Source organism: Streptomyces sp. NPDC030296 (assembly GCF_055572815.1).
Window position 1 is genome coordinate 491782 of sequence record NZ_JBVICQ010000007.1, and the last position, 15020, is coordinate 506801.

12 protein-coding genes and 1 pseudogene are annotated in these 15020 nt (G+C 71.1%); 6 read left to right on the forward strand and 7 right to left on the reverse strand.

The window, feature by feature from the left end; all coding sequences use genetic code 11:
• The first annotated feature begins 122 nt into the window (after positions 1 to 122).
• The 3 genes and pseudogenes from ACZ4Z3_RS22775 to ACZ4Z3_RS22785 all read left to right on the forward strand — a co-directional run.
• Entirely contained in the window at positions 123 to 5114 is a 4992-nt protein-coding gene (locus ACZ4Z3_RS22775) for a DNA repair ATPase (protein WP_468502709.1), read from the forward strand.
• Between the two features lie 378 nt (positions 5115 to 5492).
• Positions 5493 to 6578, forward strand: coding sequence for a PucR family transcriptional regulator (locus ACZ4Z3_RS22780; protein ID WP_468502710.1), 1086 nt, complete (start codon positions 5493 to 5495; stop codon positions 6576 to 6578).
• Positions 6579 to 6758: 180 nt separating this feature from the next.
• A pseudogene (locus tag ACZ4Z3_RS22785) lies at positions 6759 to 6995 on the forward strand (Na+/H+ antiporter NhaA); the annotation flags it as partial.
• A gap of 416 nt (positions 6996 to 7411) precedes the next feature.
• Here the strand turns inward: ACZ4Z3_RS22785 and ACZ4Z3_RS22790 are convergent.
• From ACZ4Z3_RS22790 to ACZ4Z3_RS22810, 5 genes are all read right to left on the reverse strand, one after another.
• Positions 7412 to 9184: a hydroxysqualene dehydroxylase gene (locus ACZ4Z3_RS22790; RefSeq protein ID WP_468502711.1), complete on the reverse strand. Its 1773-nt coding sequence runs from the start codon at positions 9182 to 9184 to the stop codon at positions 7412 to 7414.
• Between the two features lie 553 nt (positions 9185 to 9737).
• Positions 9738 to 9908, reverse strand: a complete 171-nt coding sequence (locus tag ACZ4Z3_RS22795; RefSeq protein ID WP_468502712.1) for a hypothetical protein — start codon at positions 9906 to 9908, stop codon at positions 9738 to 9740.
• Positions 9909 to 9945: 37 nt separating this feature from the next.
• Positions 9946 to 10302 (reverse strand): PRC-barrel domain-containing protein, encoded by a 357-nt coding sequence (locus tag ACZ4Z3_RS22800; protein ID WP_468502713.1) that lies wholly within the window; start codon positions 10300 to 10302, stop codon positions 9946 to 9948.
• 81 nt (positions 10303 to 10383) lie between these two features.
• Positions 10384 to 10656 carry a hypothetical protein gene (locus ACZ4Z3_RS22805; protein WP_468502714.1) on the reverse strand — a complete coding sequence of 91 codons (273 nt, stop codon included), beginning with the start codon at positions 10654 to 10656 and terminating at the stop codon, positions 10384 to 10386.
• 365 nt (positions 10657 to 11021) lie between these two features.
• A complete protein-coding gene (locus ACZ4Z3_RS22810) occupies positions 11022 to 11306 on the reverse strand; it encodes a hypothetical protein (RefSeq protein ID WP_468502715.1) in 285 nt (94 codons plus the stop codon).
• A gap of 178 nt (positions 11307 to 11484) precedes the next feature.
• Here ACZ4Z3_RS22810 and ACZ4Z3_RS22815 point away from each other — a divergent pair, with 178 nt between their 5' ends.
• From ACZ4Z3_RS22815 to ACZ4Z3_RS22825, 3 genes are all read left to right on the forward strand, one after another.
• Positions 11485 to 12078 carry a DUF5994 family protein gene (locus ACZ4Z3_RS22815; RefSeq protein WP_468502716.1) on the forward strand — a complete coding sequence of 198 codons (594 nt, stop codon included), beginning with the start codon at positions 11485 to 11487 and terminating at the stop codon, positions 12076 to 12078.
• A gap of 141 nt (positions 12079 to 12219) precedes the next feature.
• Complete coding sequence (locus ACZ4Z3_RS22820) at positions 12220 to 12888, forward strand: DUF5994 family protein (RefSeq protein ID WP_468502717.1); 669 nt, start codon at positions 12220 to 12222, stop codon at positions 12886 to 12888.
• A gap of 5 nt (positions 12889 to 12893) precedes the next feature.
• Complete coding sequence (locus tag ACZ4Z3_RS22825; RefSeq protein WP_468502718.1) at positions 12894 to 13199, forward strand: hypothetical protein; 306 nt, start codon at positions 12894 to 12896, stop codon at positions 13197 to 13199.
• Between the two features lie 269 nt (positions 13200 to 13468).
• On the opposite strand, the gene ACZ4Z3_RS22830 is transcribed toward ACZ4Z3_RS22825, so the two are convergent.
• Together ACZ4Z3_RS22830 and ACZ4Z3_RS22835 are read right to left on the reverse strand one after the other, a co-directional pair.
• Entirely contained in the window at positions 13469 to 13780 is a 312-nt protein-coding gene (locus ACZ4Z3_RS22830) for a CBS domain-containing protein (RefSeq protein ID WP_468502719.1), read from the reverse strand.
• 673 nt (positions 13781 to 14453) lie between these two features.
• On the reverse strand, positions 14454 to 14657 hold the full coding sequence (locus ACZ4Z3_RS22835) for a cold-shock protein (protein ID WP_059083774.1): 204 nt from the start codon (positions 14655 to 14657) through the stop codon (positions 14454 to 14456).
• Positions 14658 to 15020 lie beyond the last annotated feature (363 nt).

The window sequence follows — 15020 nt, forward strand, 5'->3', positions numbered from 1 at the left end:
TCCGGAGCTGCCGCACAGGGGACGGCAGCTCCGGACCGTGTCCTACCGACCCAGGAGCTTCGACGTCGGAGAGTCCTCGACCTCCTGAGACTTCCGAGTGACATCCGAGAGGGACCGATCGCATGACCACCGGGACGACGGGCCTGGACACCCGCACGTACGAGGCGCCCCACACCGATACACACGAGGCGCTCGACACCGGTACGTACGACGTGCTGCGCGACCGGCTCACCGCGCAGGCCGCCGAACTCGCCCGCCGTGCCGAGGCCCTCAACATCCGTCGCGCCCAGGAGTTCGGCTCGACGCGCCTCGAACTCACCGGCACCGAGCGGCTGCGCACCGAACACTCCTGCGTGCCCCGCGACATCGTCTCCGTCGGTGATCTGCTGCTCCTCGGCCACAACGCCCTCACCCGCCGTGGGCCCGGGACGGCCGTGAGCGACGTCCTCACGCTGCACGACCGCGACCTGAACCGGCTGCCCGACGACGCCGTGCCCGGTCTGCTCGACGACCCCGACTTCGTACGGGAGTTCACGGCCCTCCACCGCTACTACGGCCAGGCCCACCTGTTGCGCCTGAGCCGTGTCGACGGCAGGCTCCTGGCCGTCTTCCGTACCGGCGAGAAGGCCGACGACATCCGTGTCCTGCGCTGGGCGCTCACCGACGACGGGCAGGTGTCCTTCCTCGACGCGCGCGGCGACCGCGACCATGTGCCTCCGCCCGCCCACGACTTCATCTGGACCGAGGTGACCCGTGAGTCCCACGTCCTCGGCCGCCACCCGCACGTGTCCGTCGACGGAGAGGTCTTCGTGACGACTGTCGGAGGCGCCCTCACCGTCAAGGTCGAGGACGACACGGAGACGGGCGAGGGAATCCACGCCGAGCCCGTCGACGAGCCGTTGCAGTCACTCGCCGACGCCGACATCGCGTACGCGCGGGTGGGCACCCTCGTCCTGCTGCGCATCAGGCCCTACAAGGAGGACGCGGACCGGTACTTGGTCTTCAACACGCTCACCAGGAGTGTCGTCCGTCTCGACGGCATCGGGCCGGCGTGCCGCCGCCTGCCGGAGGACCAGGGCATAGTCTTCCCCGGCGGCTACTGCCTGGCGAACGGCACGCACAGGACCTTCGACGGCGTCGGTGCCGGCGACCTGGAGTTCGACCGGGTGGTTCGCTCACCCAACGGCGAGGATGTCCTCTTCGCGTTCCACGCCCCCGTGGCCGGCCGCAGCCTGCTGCTGCCGTACAACGTGATCCGCAAGGAGACCGCAACCCCGCTGACCTGCCGGGGTTGGGCCCTCCTCGACGACGGCACGCTCATCCTGCTGCGCGCCGAGGGTGAGGAGCCACAGCGCGTCCACCCGGTCCAGCTGTGGAAATCCCCCTACGTCTCCGACACCCATGCCGCCGCCCGGCCCCTCGGGGACGGCCCGCTCACCCGCGTCGGCAACGCCGACCTCGTGCGCGGCATCTCCGACTGCCTCTCCATCGCCGGCGCTGTCGCCGGGACGAGCCCGACGAGCGAGGTGTACGAGGCGCTGGTCGCGGCCTGCGTCCGGGCCGCGGACGCCTACCACTGGCTGGAGGACGCCGAACTCGGCGATCTGCGGGAGCCGCTCACGGACGTGCGGACGACGGCCGAGCAGGTACTGGCCGAGTTCGAGACCGTACAGGCGCTCACCCGGCAGGCCGCCGACGCGCTCGGTGAGGCGGCGGACCGGATCGCCCAGGTCGGGCGCCGACTGCGCGGGGAGACCCTGCGGGGTGCCGCCGCCTGGGTCTCCGGCCTGACCGAACTCCGGCAGGCGCAGGGGCATCTGCTCACGCTCAAGGACATGCGGTACGCCGACACGGGCCGCATCGACGAACTGGCCGCGGACGTCGAGGCCGACCTCGCCTCGTACGGCCGGCGGGCGGTCGCCCACCTGGCCCACGAGGACGCCTTCGCCGACCACCACGCGGATGTCGAGCGTCTCCTCATGGACGCCGCCGCGATCGCCACGGTCGCCGAGGCCACGCCCGTCGCCGCCCGCATCGACCGGCTCGCGGGCGAACTGGGCACGGTGACCGAGGTCGTCGCGGGACTCGACATCGGCGACACCACCGTCCGTACTTCTGTTCTGGAGCGGATCGCCGAGGTCCTGGCCGGTGTCAACCGCGCCCGTGCCGTGCTCGACGGCCGCCGCCGCGAGCTCCTCGACCGGGAGGGACGTGCCGAGTTCGCAGCCGAGTTCACCCTGCTCGGGCAGGCGGTCACCGGTGCCCTCGCTTCCGCCGACACCCCCGAGGCATGCGACGAGCAGCTCGCACGCCTGCTGGCACAGCTGGAGAACCTGGAGGCGCGGTTCTCGGAGTCCGCCGAGGTCGACGACTTCCTCGGGGAGCTGGCCGACAAGCGCGACGAGATCCACGAGACGTTCTCCTTCCGCAAGCAGAACCTCGCCGACGCCCGCGCCCGCCGTGCCGAGCGTCTCGCCGACTCGGCGGCCCGGGTCCTGCGCACGGTCGTCCGCCGCGCCGCCTCCCTCCCCGACGCGGACGCCGTCACCACGTACTTCACCTCCGACCCGATGCCCGCCAAGGTCCGACACATCGCCGACGAACTGCGCCGACTCGGCGATCAGGTGAGGGCGGACGAGCTGGACGGCCACCTGAAGGCCGCCCGCCAGGAGGCCCTGCGCGCACTGCGCGACCGCACCGATCTGTACGGCGACGACGGTCGCACGATCCGCCTGGGCACCCACCGCTTCGCGGTGAACACCCAGCCGCTCGACCTCGCCCTCGTCCCGCATGGCGACGGCCTGGCCTTCGCGCTCACCACCACCGACTACCGCTCCCCGGTCACCGACCTCGACTTCGCCGCGACCCGCCCGTACTGGGAGCGCCCGCTGCCGTCGGAGTCCCCGGACGTCTACCGCGCCGAACACCTCGCCGCCCGGCTGCTCGACGAGCACGGCGCGACGGCCCTCGCCGAGGCCGAGGACCTGCCCGCCCTCGTACGCCGGGCGGCGCAGGAGGCGCACGACGAGGGATACGAGCGCGGAGTCCACGACCACGACACCGTCCTGATCCTGACCGCGCTGCTCCGCCTGCACGAGAACGCGGGCCCGCTCCGCCACGAGCCGGTGGCCCGCGCGAGCGCCCAGCTGTTCTGGGCGCACGCCACGACGGCCGAGGAGCGCGAGGCGTGGACCCGCCGGGCCAGGTCACTCGCCCGCGCCCGGGAGACGTTCGGGCTCGCCCCCGCCATCGCCGACCTGCGGGGTGAGCTGGCGCGAGCGATCGGCGGACCCAAGGCGGACGCCGCCGCGGCCTACCTCTTCGAGGACCTCACCAGCGGCGCCGACGGCTTCGTCATCGACGCGGGTACCCGCACCCTGCTCGACAAGTTCCGCCGCACGGTGGGGACTTCCGCGTACGACGAGGACCTCACCGTCCTCGGTGACCTGGGGGCACGCCGGCAGCTGGTCGAGGCGTGGCTGTCCGCCTACGCCGCCTCCACCGGCGCGGACCTCGCGCCCGGTGACCTGGCCGAGGCGGTGGCCGCCGAGCTGTGCCCGGATCTGACCCGCTACACGTGCGACGCGCGCCTGACCGAGACGGTCGAGGGCCTGCTCGGCACCCACCCCCGCATCGTCGGCGGCACCCTCACGGTCCGCGTCGACGAACTCCTCGCCCGCACCCGCGCGTTCCGGACCCACGAGGTGCCCGCCCACCGTGCCCACCAGCGTCACCGCCACGCCCTGACGGCCGCCGAACGCGCCCGGCTGCGCCTCGATGAGCACCGCCCGAGGATCATGTCCGGATTCGTCCGCAACCGGCTCGTCGACGAGGTGTACCTCCCGCTCATCGGGGACAGCCTCGCCAAGCAGCTCGGCACCACGGGCGAGTCCAGGCGCACCGGCACCGGCGGTCTGCTGCTGCTCGTCTCCCCGCCCGGCTACGGCAAGACGACCCTCATGGAGTACGTCGCCGACCGGCTCGGGCTGATGCTGGTGAAGATCAGCGGCCCCGCCCTCGGCCACACGGTGACCTCGCTCGACCCCGCGGAGGCCCCCAATGCCACCGCACGCCGGGAGATCGAGAAGATCAACTTCGCGCTGGAGGCGGGCAACAACACCCTCCTGTACCTGGACGACATCCAGCACACCTCGCCCGAACTGCTGCAGAGGTTCATCCCGCTGTGCGACGCCACCCGCCGCGTCGAGGGAGTGCGGGACGGCGAGCCGCGCACGTACGACCTGCGCGGCAAGCGCTTCGCCGTCTGCATGGCCGGCAACCCCTACACCGAGTCCGGCAGCCGCTTCCGCGTCCCCGACATGCTCGCCAACCGGGCCGACGTGTGGAACCTCGGTGACGTCCTCACCGGCAAGGAGGACGCCTTCGCGCTCAGCTTCATCGAGAACGCCCTCACCGCCCACCCCGTCCTCGCCCCGCTCGCGGGCCGCGACCGCGCCGACCTCGACCTGCTGATCCGGCTCGCCGGGCACGACCCCACGGCCCGCGCCGACCGGCTCACCCACCCCTACACCTCCACCGAGCTGGAGCGGATCCTCGCGGTCCTGGGCCACCTGCTCACGATCCGAGCAACGGTCCTGGCAGTGAACGCCGCGTACATCGCCTCCGCCGCGCAGTCGGACACCACGCGCACCGAGCCGCCCTTCCGGCTGCAGGGCTCCTACCGCAACATGAACAAGATCGCCCAGCGCGTCCAGCCGGTCATGAACGACACCGAACTGGCCGCCCTGATCGACGACCACTACGCGGCCGAGGCCCAGACCCTCACCACCGGAGCCGAGTCGAACCTCCTGAAGCTGGCCGAACTGCGTGACACGCTCACCCCGGAACAGGCCGCCCGCTGGACGGAGTTGAAGGCGGCGTACGTCCGTATCCAGGCCCTCGGCGCCCCGGACGACGATCATCCCCCGGCCTTCGGCCGGGGGGACCTCCATCTCGCTACGCTCGCGCGCGCGGTCGCAGCACTCGGTCTTCTCGCCGACCGGATCGCCGCCGTCGAGTCCGCCATCGCCCGGGCCGCCGACCCACGCAACCTGCTCGCCAACCCGAACGCCCGGCACGCCGCCCGCCCCGTAGACGACACGGAGGGGGCCTGATGTTCCCGTGGCAACGGGCGGCCCGCAGAGCCGCGAAGAGCGCCGCGCACCCTTCAGGGCTGACATGGCCCACCTCCGTCATGTCCCCGATGAGGCTCGGGACCGGACCGGCGACGGCGGAAACGGAAGAGGTGCGTCAGAGCCTCCGGGGGCAGGTCGACATGACCGCCGACCAGACTTCCCGGCACACCTGGGGGCAGCGTGGGCGCCGCGTCGGCCGACCGGGCTTCGACGGCTCGTCCGCCCCGGCGTCCCCCTGCCAGAACCGGTATCTCCTTGCCGGGGCAGGCACCGCTCCAGGCACGGACGGGAGTACGCTCCTGCGACCGTGCGTCAAGAAGACGACAAGGGCGGGCGCATTCGATCCGGGGGACCTGTATGGCGGGACGGGACGTGTCCGAGGGGCGCGGGGCAGCGGGACACGAGGCGTATCTGGAGGGCTACGCCGATATCCTCGCCGATGCCTCGGCCACGGGCCGCAGGCTTTCCCGGGACGAACTGGCCTCGCGCCGTGCCCTGGGTGAACAGGCGGCCGAGGCCGGGATCGGGCTGCGTGCCCTGGTCGGCGCCCACATGACAGCCACCCGGGCGCACTGGCCCACCGGCAGCGACCCGGTCGTGGACGACGTGCTGTCCGTCGCCGCGCAGGCTCTCGACGCGTTCGCCGAGGGCTACGAACGGGCCCAGCGGCACGCCGTGCGCCAAGAGGAGGCCGCTCGTCGGGAGTTCATCGACGATCTGCTGTACGGCCGAAGCGACCTGGGCCGACTGGCCCAGCGCGCGGAACGCTACGGGCTGCGGCTCTCGTACGAGCACGCGGTCGCCGTGGCCCGCGGCCCGGCCGCCTACGAGGAGGGCGACCCGGTGCTCCGTGAGGTGGAGCACGCGCTGAGAGGCCGGTTCGGCGACCGCAGCATCCTTCTCACCACCAAGGACGGCCGACTCGTCTGCGTCGCCCCAGGGGACCAGGAAGACGTCCTCGCGTACTTCGCCAAGCAGGCGTTCGCCGCGACCGGGGGCGGACAGGTGGCGCTCGGGCGCCCGCACACGGGCCCGGCGGGCGTCGTCCAGTCGTACGAAGAGGCCCTCAACGCCCTCGACCTGGCCGAACGCCTGGAACTCGACGATCCCGTGCTCCGCTCCGCCGACCTCCTCGTCTATCCCGTCCTCACCCGGGACCGACAGGCCATGGCCGACCTGGTGGAGAACGCCCTCGGCCCAATGCGTCAGGCCCGCGGCGGAGCCCAGCCGCTCCTCGACACCCTCACCGCCTACTTCGACTCGGGCTGCGTTTCCGCGGAGGCCGCCCGGCGACTGTCGCTGAGCGTGCGCGCCTTCACGTACCGCCTCGAACGCATCCACAAACTGACCGGCGCCGACCCGTCCGACCCGGTCCACCGCTACACCCTCCAGACCGCGGTGATCGGCGCCCGACTGCTCGACTGGCCGACCAAACCCCTCTGACCCGTCCCCCGGCAGGGCACCCAAACGTGACGATGACCGCAGCGGTCGACCCGCATCGGACACGCTCGGGCCGCATGCCCCACGCCGTGGCGGTCAGTGTGTAAAGAACGCGTCAAAGGCGCGGGGTGTGCCGGGAAGTCCGGTCGGCGTCGAAGGGGCACGTATGCCCAGAATCCGACCATGGGCCTGATCCTGCGCACGGTCCGCGACGAGGACGAGGGCGCCTCCCCCGGGGAGCGGACCGAACACCTGCTGCGGCCGGTCTCGGCCGGGGTGGCGGTGCCGCTGTTCGCGCTGTTCGCCGCCGGGGTGAGCGTGTCGGGCACCGCCCTGGGCGCGGTGTTCACACAACCCGAGCCACTGGGCGTCGTCCTCGGCCTGGTGCTGGGCAAGACGGTGGGGATCTTCGCAGGCACCCGCTCGCCGAAGGCCGTCATCCGACGCAGCAGTCGGGCGGTTCTCGGCAGAGTCGGCCGGGCGAGTCACGGCACGGTGGCCGCCACCACGCCCATCGGAACCCGCAGGGCACCAGCCCGCCACCGGAGAGCAGCAACCGCCCGGGCTGCCGTCTCCTCGGGCTGGACCGCTTTCACCGTGATTCCCCGCTGTTTCCCGCCTTGTCTGGTGCGCTTGGGGTGCGGCCGCCCGGCGCGCGCGTTCCGCTGTGCCGGACGCGCACCCGGGGCTGCTGGGCGAGCAGGCCGCTGTCCGTAGGTGATCAGGGCACCCGCTTTCCAGAGTGAGTGCTCCCCGGCCGGCAGCTGGGAGGGCGACGAGAAGGGTGCCTCGCCGGCGTCATGGCTGGTCAGGTCGAGCGACCGCTCCCGACTGAGTCACCCCAGGTCGAACGCGTTCGGCAGGCCGGCCTTGAAGCGGAAGTGGTCGTGGCGCTTCAGGCTCTCGAGCTCCGGCGGCCTGAACAGCGGGGTGACCGTGCAGCGCGGTGCACTCGAACCTGTTTGATCCAGAAGGGCATTGACCGCCTGGCGGGCCGAGGCGTTCGCGCCCTCCATGGTGGCGAGGTCGATGTCCACGGCGACGTAATCCCCGGACAGGAAGAAGTTCGGGACCGTGGTCCTGGCCGAAGGACGGTTGTGCAGCGTGCCCACGGGGTGGATCAGCAGCTCGTCCTGGTTGGTCGGGTGCGGGGTGCCGATCCCGTCCACTCCGGGGTCCAGGAACCACGAGTGCAGCGTGCCGTCGCGCAGCACTGTCCTGCCGGTGTCGTTGAGTGCGTCCTTGAGCTGTGCCCACACCTCGCGTGCGACCTCCTCGCGGGTGCACTGTTTGGCCGTCTTGCCGTACAGGACGCCGGGCTTGTCCCACTCGGAGATGTCCACCGACAGGCACTCCTTGACCACGCCGTCGCCGTAGTGGGCGGCGAAGTCACGCCCTGGCCAGTGCCGGGCCTGGGCGATCGCGGTCAGCGACCATGGCGAGTCGATGCAGTTGAAGTGGCCCTGTACCACGGGCGGCGTCTCGGTCAGATAGAACTGAATGCCCGTCATCCAGTCCGTCTGCAGCTTGTCGCAGCGTGCCAACTGTGGGTCGGCAGCGCGTAAAGCGGCACTCCAGGTGCGCCGCGCGTGCTCCACCGGCATGGCGGAGACATAGTGATCGGCGGTTATGGAGCGACGTACGCCGTCCGCATCCTCGATGACGGCCTCGGAGACCCGCCCGTCTCCGCCCAGCCTCACCTCGTGCACGGTCCAGCCGATACGGAACTTCACGCCCAGGGAGGTGAGATGAGCCACCCAGGGGTCGATCCAGGCCTCATTGGTGGGTGCGTTGAGGATCCGGTCGGGTGGGCCGTCCGCACCCCGGCCGAGCGCGTTGAAAACGAAGGCCTCGCCGAGGGTGCCGACCGTGCGGGTGCTGGCCTCCTCAGCCTTGGTGGCGACGATGTTGCGGGTGACGCCGACCGCGAGGATGCGCTGGTACTCCTTCGACATCTGCGCGGCGCGTACGAAAGTCCACCAAGGGGTCGCTTCCCAGGTGGAGTTGCGGCGCGCGTCGCAACTGGTCAGGAAGACGACGGCGCGGTTCACGAAGTACGCGATCTCATGCAGAGGAAGACGGAATCCCGTTTCCAGGAGGCCGGTGAGGGCGCGTCTGATGTCGTCGAGGGTGAGCTCGGCGGGCTCCTTCTCCCCGGGGATGGGTATCCGCAGATCCTCGCGGCCGTTGTTCCGCGCGAACATCATCTCCCTGGGTGCGATCAGGTTGTCCCGGACGCCGCCCGCGTTCCCGGGAAAGGGGATGCGCCGCATCGTGTCGGGGAGGTTGTGGTAGATCCCCGGGATGAAGCGGAACCCGTGCTCCGCGGGCAGTGGCTTGCGGTTTCCCTTCGCGCTGTCCGGTACGTCCATGGAGCGGGCCTTGCCGCCGAGCGCCCGGCGCTCGTACACGGTCACCGCGAAGCCCCGCTCGGCGAGTTCATGCGCCGCGGTCAGCCCGGCGACGCCACCGCCGAGCACGGCGACGGCCTGCTGCCGTCCCTGCGCCGGTGCCGCTGAAGCCGCCGTGCCGGTGCCCAGCGCCACCGCCCCGCCTGCGGCCGCGGCTCCCACCACAAAGGTGCGTCGAGTGCTGCCCGTTCGCCCCATGACCGGTCTCCCCTACCGTCGGTAACGCCTGCGGTCCGGCGGAGGAGCCTAAGGGAGCACCCCTCGACGCGGAAGGCATGGACATGACTGACGTGGGCATGGGCGCGAATGTGGCGCGTTTGCGTTGCCGGAGAGCCGGTCGCGTCACCGCCAAGGGTGATCGAAGTGGCGTAGACGGCATGCCGTATCGCACGCCGCACAGGAACCGAGAAGCGTCGTCGACGGTGACGGAGCCGGGTGGCCAGGAGCGGGGTAGGGCAGGGTGGGGGATCGCGCTCGGGTTCGTCCGGGCGGGGCGATCACGCCGAGGCCGTGTAGGGCGCGGTCCACCTCGGGGTACTGACCACGTGATTCCGCGGACGCGGTTGGGGACCGCGACGCTGTCGCGGGCCTTGTCGATGGTTCCCCGGCCACCGATGGTTCCCCCGCTACCGATGGTCCCCCGGCGGACACCGGCGCGCACGCCCGACAAGGCGTTTCGTCGCCCACCGCCCCTGCCCGAGCGCCCGCCAACGGCTCCAGCACGACGCCGTACACGGTGTCGGCCCCGGCGTCAGCGGACGGGACGCCGCCTGGCACGCCGGGCCACCAGCACCGTGAAGGAGATCACGGCTGCGGCGAAGACCACGATGCCGATGGCCAGGAGAAAGCCGAGGCCCTCCGCCGCCACACCGATGATCCCCAGTACGACGGCCACCAGGAGCAGCAGAAGGAAGAGCGCCATCACCGCGGACCATCTCCTCCGTGCCGTGCGCGCGTGATCACCGGCGTGCGAGCTGACGTTCGCCGGCCGCCCCCGGCCGGTACGTCATGCCGTAGTGTTGGAAGATCTCTTCCTCCCGCTCGGCCGGCAGGACGTCGTCGGTGCCGATCGACGGGGCCTTCCGCACCTGACCCTTGGCGTAGGGGACCCGGACGTAGTCCGGTCCGAGGACCGCGTCGTCGAGGGGGACGAAGACCAGCCGGTGGCGAGTGGGCAGTCCGGTCCGGACGGTGGCCATGGCCGGTTCGTCGGTGGCGGTGTCGACGTAGACCGCTTCGAGCATGCCGATCCTGCGCTGCTTCTCGTCGACCACGTCCTGGTTGCGCCACTCGCGGATGTCGGCTGGACGGATCATGGCCTGCTCCCTGTCTGCACGTTCTGCCGGGTGGTATGTACGAATACCCCGGCCTCCGTGTCCCAAGGCGCCCTCGCGGGGTCAGCCGCGGTTCTCCTCCTCGGCCTCCATGAGCCGTATCCCCTGATGCGTCAGCACGACCGTCGCGGGCACATCTCCGTGGGCCCAGCGGACCGTGACCAGTCCCTCGCCCACCAGATAGGTGCAGGCCGCGGCCAGATCGTGGTCCGGGATCTCCAACTCGTCACGCAGCCTGGCCCCGGAGACGTCTGGAAGGCCACTTCCTTCCATGTCTTCGTAGAGGGTCTTCATGATCGCTTCGCGGTGGGTTTTCCGCTGGTGCAGTGTTGCCATGGTCGCCGCCACTCGTCTGGGCTCCCGAACCGGCTCTCCGTGTTCACTCTACTCCGGGCAGTACGCCGGTACCGGCCCACGGCCAGTGGTTTTGCAGGGCAGCGCACGGGCGGCGCGGTGGTGCGAGGTGGTGGTGCGGCGTGGTCATGGGGGGGCGGTGCGCCCGCGTGCGGTACGTCGCACACCCGGACCGTGCGCGTGGTCACGACGGGCGGATCCGGCAGTGCATGTGCGGCTGAGCGCGGCTGGTGACGACCGTTCCGGACGGATGATCGGCCAGGGTGGCGAGTGCGCTCGGCAGGTCGCTGAACTCGGGCCACCAGCCGCCGTCCGACTCGGCGGGACTCGCAGCGGGGCTCCAGCTACTACCGCCGGTGGCTGTCTCCCGTGGATCGGCTGTCTCCCGTGGATCGGCTGTCTCCCGTGGACCGGCTGGTCTCCAGCCATGATCGGGCGGGCTCCGCCGCGTGGGCGGTGTCCACGGTGAGATCGAGGCGGGTTCCTCCGTCGGGGCCCGCGGGGTAGCTGCGCTGCTCGGTGGAGTCGAAGCAACGGCGGATAACCTCCGCGACCCGACGGGCGACCTCGGGCGAGGGGGCGACGACACGGACTTCGGCGTGGCTGGCCGACGGGGTTTCCATGGACCGCATGGCGACCTCGGATTTCGACGTGCCCGTACGGGACGGGCCGGGTTCACCACCTTACTCCGGCAGTCGCCGCAGCTCCCGTGGGCGACCGGCGACCTCCCGGCCCGCTGTCGGGGCGCGGAGTACCGTGAGAACGAGGAAGCCACCCGGTCTCCTCGGTCCAGGTAGGCAGGCGGGTGCCATGGTCGACTCCGGCTCCGACTCCCCGCGGATGACGAGACTCCTGCCGGACGCCGTGCACCGGGCCATGCGGCCCGGGACGGCCCTCGTGCGGCTGGAGACGACGCATGAACGGCAGGGCGTGCTCGACGGGGTGTGGTGGCCTCGTTCCCGCGACATCGCCGCCGAACTCCCCAGCCTGATCGGCGCACTGACCGAGCACCTCGGGCCCATCACACGCGTCGGCCTCGACGCCGGGGCGTGGGACGAACTGCCGACGCGGATGACCGTCGACGACCGCGTCGTCCGCATCGACTCCTTTCCGGTCGGCGACGACACGGTTCTCATCACCCGGGGCGAACAGGATCTCTTCTCCCTCCTCGTGGTTCCGCCGCACGCGACGCCCGACGCCGCGCGCGCTGCCATGGCCGAGGCCGTCCGCCCCGGCAGCGGGAGGCGGGCCGAGCAGATCCTCATCGACACGGGCACGGGACGCACGGACCCGAGCACTGCGCAAGCCCACGGGGGCGCGGTGAAGACCCCCGGTGAACAGTCCCCGGATGAACAACCCGGCGGTGAAGAGCCGGGCAGGCCCCACCAGCCGCCCGAAGGGTGATCTTCATGTCCGTGTGGCCTGTTCGAGGAGTACGCTCGAAGACACCGAGGATATTTCGCACACCGGCTCTCAGGCTCGTGTCGTTTTCGGCGATCGAATACACCGGGCCGGTCGTGGCCGGCCCGGGGCAGGGTTCGCGTCATGACCGTGACCATTTCCCACCCGCCCACAGCCGAAGCCGCTGACCGTTTCTCCTCGACGTCGCTCCGTCTGTCGCTGGCTCCCGTCGGTCCCGCACCGGCCTTGCTGGACGGGGCGTGGTGGCCCCGCTCCCGCGATCTCGGGGCGGAACTCCTCTCGCTGACGGCCGCACTGGACCCTCTGTGGGGGCGGATCACCCGGGTGACGGTGAATCCCGTCCACTGGCCGGTCGTCCCGCGCAAGGTGCGCGTGGCGGGGCACGTGGTGAAAGTGGGCTGGTTCCGTTCCGAGCAGGACCCGCACGAACTGCTGTTGCTCTCCTACCACGTGGGCCGCTGGAACCTCCTGGTCATCCCCCCGCAGACGCCCTCCGCATCGGCCGCCCGGCTGATGGCCGCCGCGAGTGACCCCCTGGGCACGTCGACCGCGAGCCGGTTGATGGAGGGGGAGGCGCTCCTGCGGGCGGTGGCGGAGACCGACCGGGCCCGGGAGGCGGTCTGGGAGTCCGAAGGGGGACATGAGGGCGGCGATCGGCAGTACAGCCGCGGACCCGACCATGACCGTCGTGACGGCCGCCATGACCGTCGTGACGGCCGCCATGACGGTCATGGCGCCCGTGACGACGCCACCATGACCGCGGCGATGCCGCACCAGCCGATGGGAAGGTGAGAACCGTGGAGACGTTCCTGACCGTGGTCGTGATCATCGCGGTGATCGCCTTCGGCGCGCTCCTCATCCGTCAGCTCAACGCACAGCACGGCGACCGTATCGCCGCTTTCCCCTACGGCCACTCCAGGATGCCTGTCGCGGGACCGGCACCGTCGGCTCCGCGAAAGGCCCGTGTCCAGGCGGGGACGACCGGCACGGGCCGTCAGCGTGACGCCGGACGTGGACGGCTCCGCCGCCGACTCCGGCGCCGCCGCACCCATGAGGACGCTGTGAGCACCCGCCCGGACCCCCCGCACAGGGCGCACCCATAGGCCGCAAGGCTCGGCGCGGCCGGGTGGGCGACCGGCCGTCCGCCACCGCCGTCCAGGCCCGGGACGAGTCGTTCACACGTCACGGCCCCCGCCTACGCCTTCGCCGCGCACAGCGTCCGCCTCCGCCCGGCAGGGCTCGGGCGGAGGCGGGACGAGGACGTACCTGCCCGGGGTTGACGCCCGCCGTCGGGGCGAACACTCCGTCCCTGGTCGGTTCGAACGGGATTCGGGCAAGACCCAGCGCGTGATGGCTCCCCGCGCTTGATGCCTCACCGGGTGAGGGAAGAGTGGCTGACGATCCGGCATGGGAATGGCCCGACGAGGACGTCACGCAGGCGGACGCGGTCCGAATAAGCGGAGCTGTCGCGGTGCAGGACGAGTTCGGCCCGGGAGACCCAGCCGGTGCGTTCGTCGTCCCCGTCGCACAGGAGCAGGTGCTCCACACCGGCACCGGCCATGACGGACAGGGCGACCTCGACGGTCATGTCGTCGCCGACCCGCAACTCGGTCGAGTCCGGGTGACCGGCCCTGTTCGCGAACTGGCGGGCGGTGGGGCCTCGATGGGTCTGAACCGGTGTCACGGCTGCCTCCTGCGGTACGGGTGGATGTTCTGGTCGGTTCTGGTCGAGATGGTCCGCACGTGTCGCCGGTCGACGCCGACCCTCTGACACGTCACGCGACGCGGCGGGGCGGCTCCGAGGTCGGTGCGGTGACGACGACCGGGACACCGGAGGGGGTCTGTCTCGGCGCCCGGGACACCCATAGGGGCCTGGGCGCCGATGACGCGGCTCAGCGCCGCCTCGCCCGAGCGCACCGAGGTGGCTGTCGGGGTGAGGCCGGCCCGAGGCCATCAGCCGGGCTCATGTCGCGGCGTTGTCCGGGGGCGACCAGGGCGACGACTCTGACGGACGCGCCGACGCCGGCTGTACGGCTACCGCGGGTTGTACGGCTACCGCGGGTTGTACGGCTGCCGCGGGCCGTACGGCCGTCGCGGTTCAGGTAGTCCGCGGTGTCGGCGGTCACCGACGTCGCGGTACACGCGGTATCCATGGCGGGCTCGGTTCATGTGGCATTTTCCTAGACCCGGGTGGCGTATCAAGGAATTCCCGCTGCACGATGAAGGGCCCTGAGAATCGCGGAATCGCGAGAACGGACCGAAGGCGACAGGGGTGAATATCCCCTGAAAAAGCGGCGAGCTGGGGCCCGCACCCCAAGGTGCGGGCCCCAGCTGCGAAGTATGCGTCAGAACCGGTGTCAGGCCGGGACGATGTTCTCGGCGGTCGGACCCTTCTGGCCCTGAGCGATGTCGAACGACACCTGCTGGCCTTCCTGCAGCTCGCGGAAGCCCTGAGTGGCGATGTTCGAGTAGTGCGCGAAGACATCGGCGCCGCCGCCGTCCTGCGCGATGAAGCCGAAGCCCTTTTCGGCGTTGAACCACTTTACAGTACCGGTAGCCATGTCATTTCTCCTTCGGAAACGGGCTCGGAGTCCACCTTGTGCGGACCCCGTGTCGCCGTGATGATCAACCCGTCGGAAAATGAACCCTTTTGGCAACCACAACTGCAACCTGATTCGACAGTAGCACGGCATGCTCGATCACGGGCCGGGAATTATTCCGTACGCTTTCTTGTTCGACCCGCGGATTTGCGCATTCAGCGTCCCGCGGTGTCGCGGACCGGGACCCCGAATCGCCCGCCCAGGAAGGGGACGGTTCGCGCGGGGAGCCCCCACGGCCGCCGGCCGGTCCGGGTGACCGACGGTGGCCACCGCAGGCCGCGGTGCCGGGCGCAGGCGCCGCGGCGTGGTCTGGCCCGCGCGTCC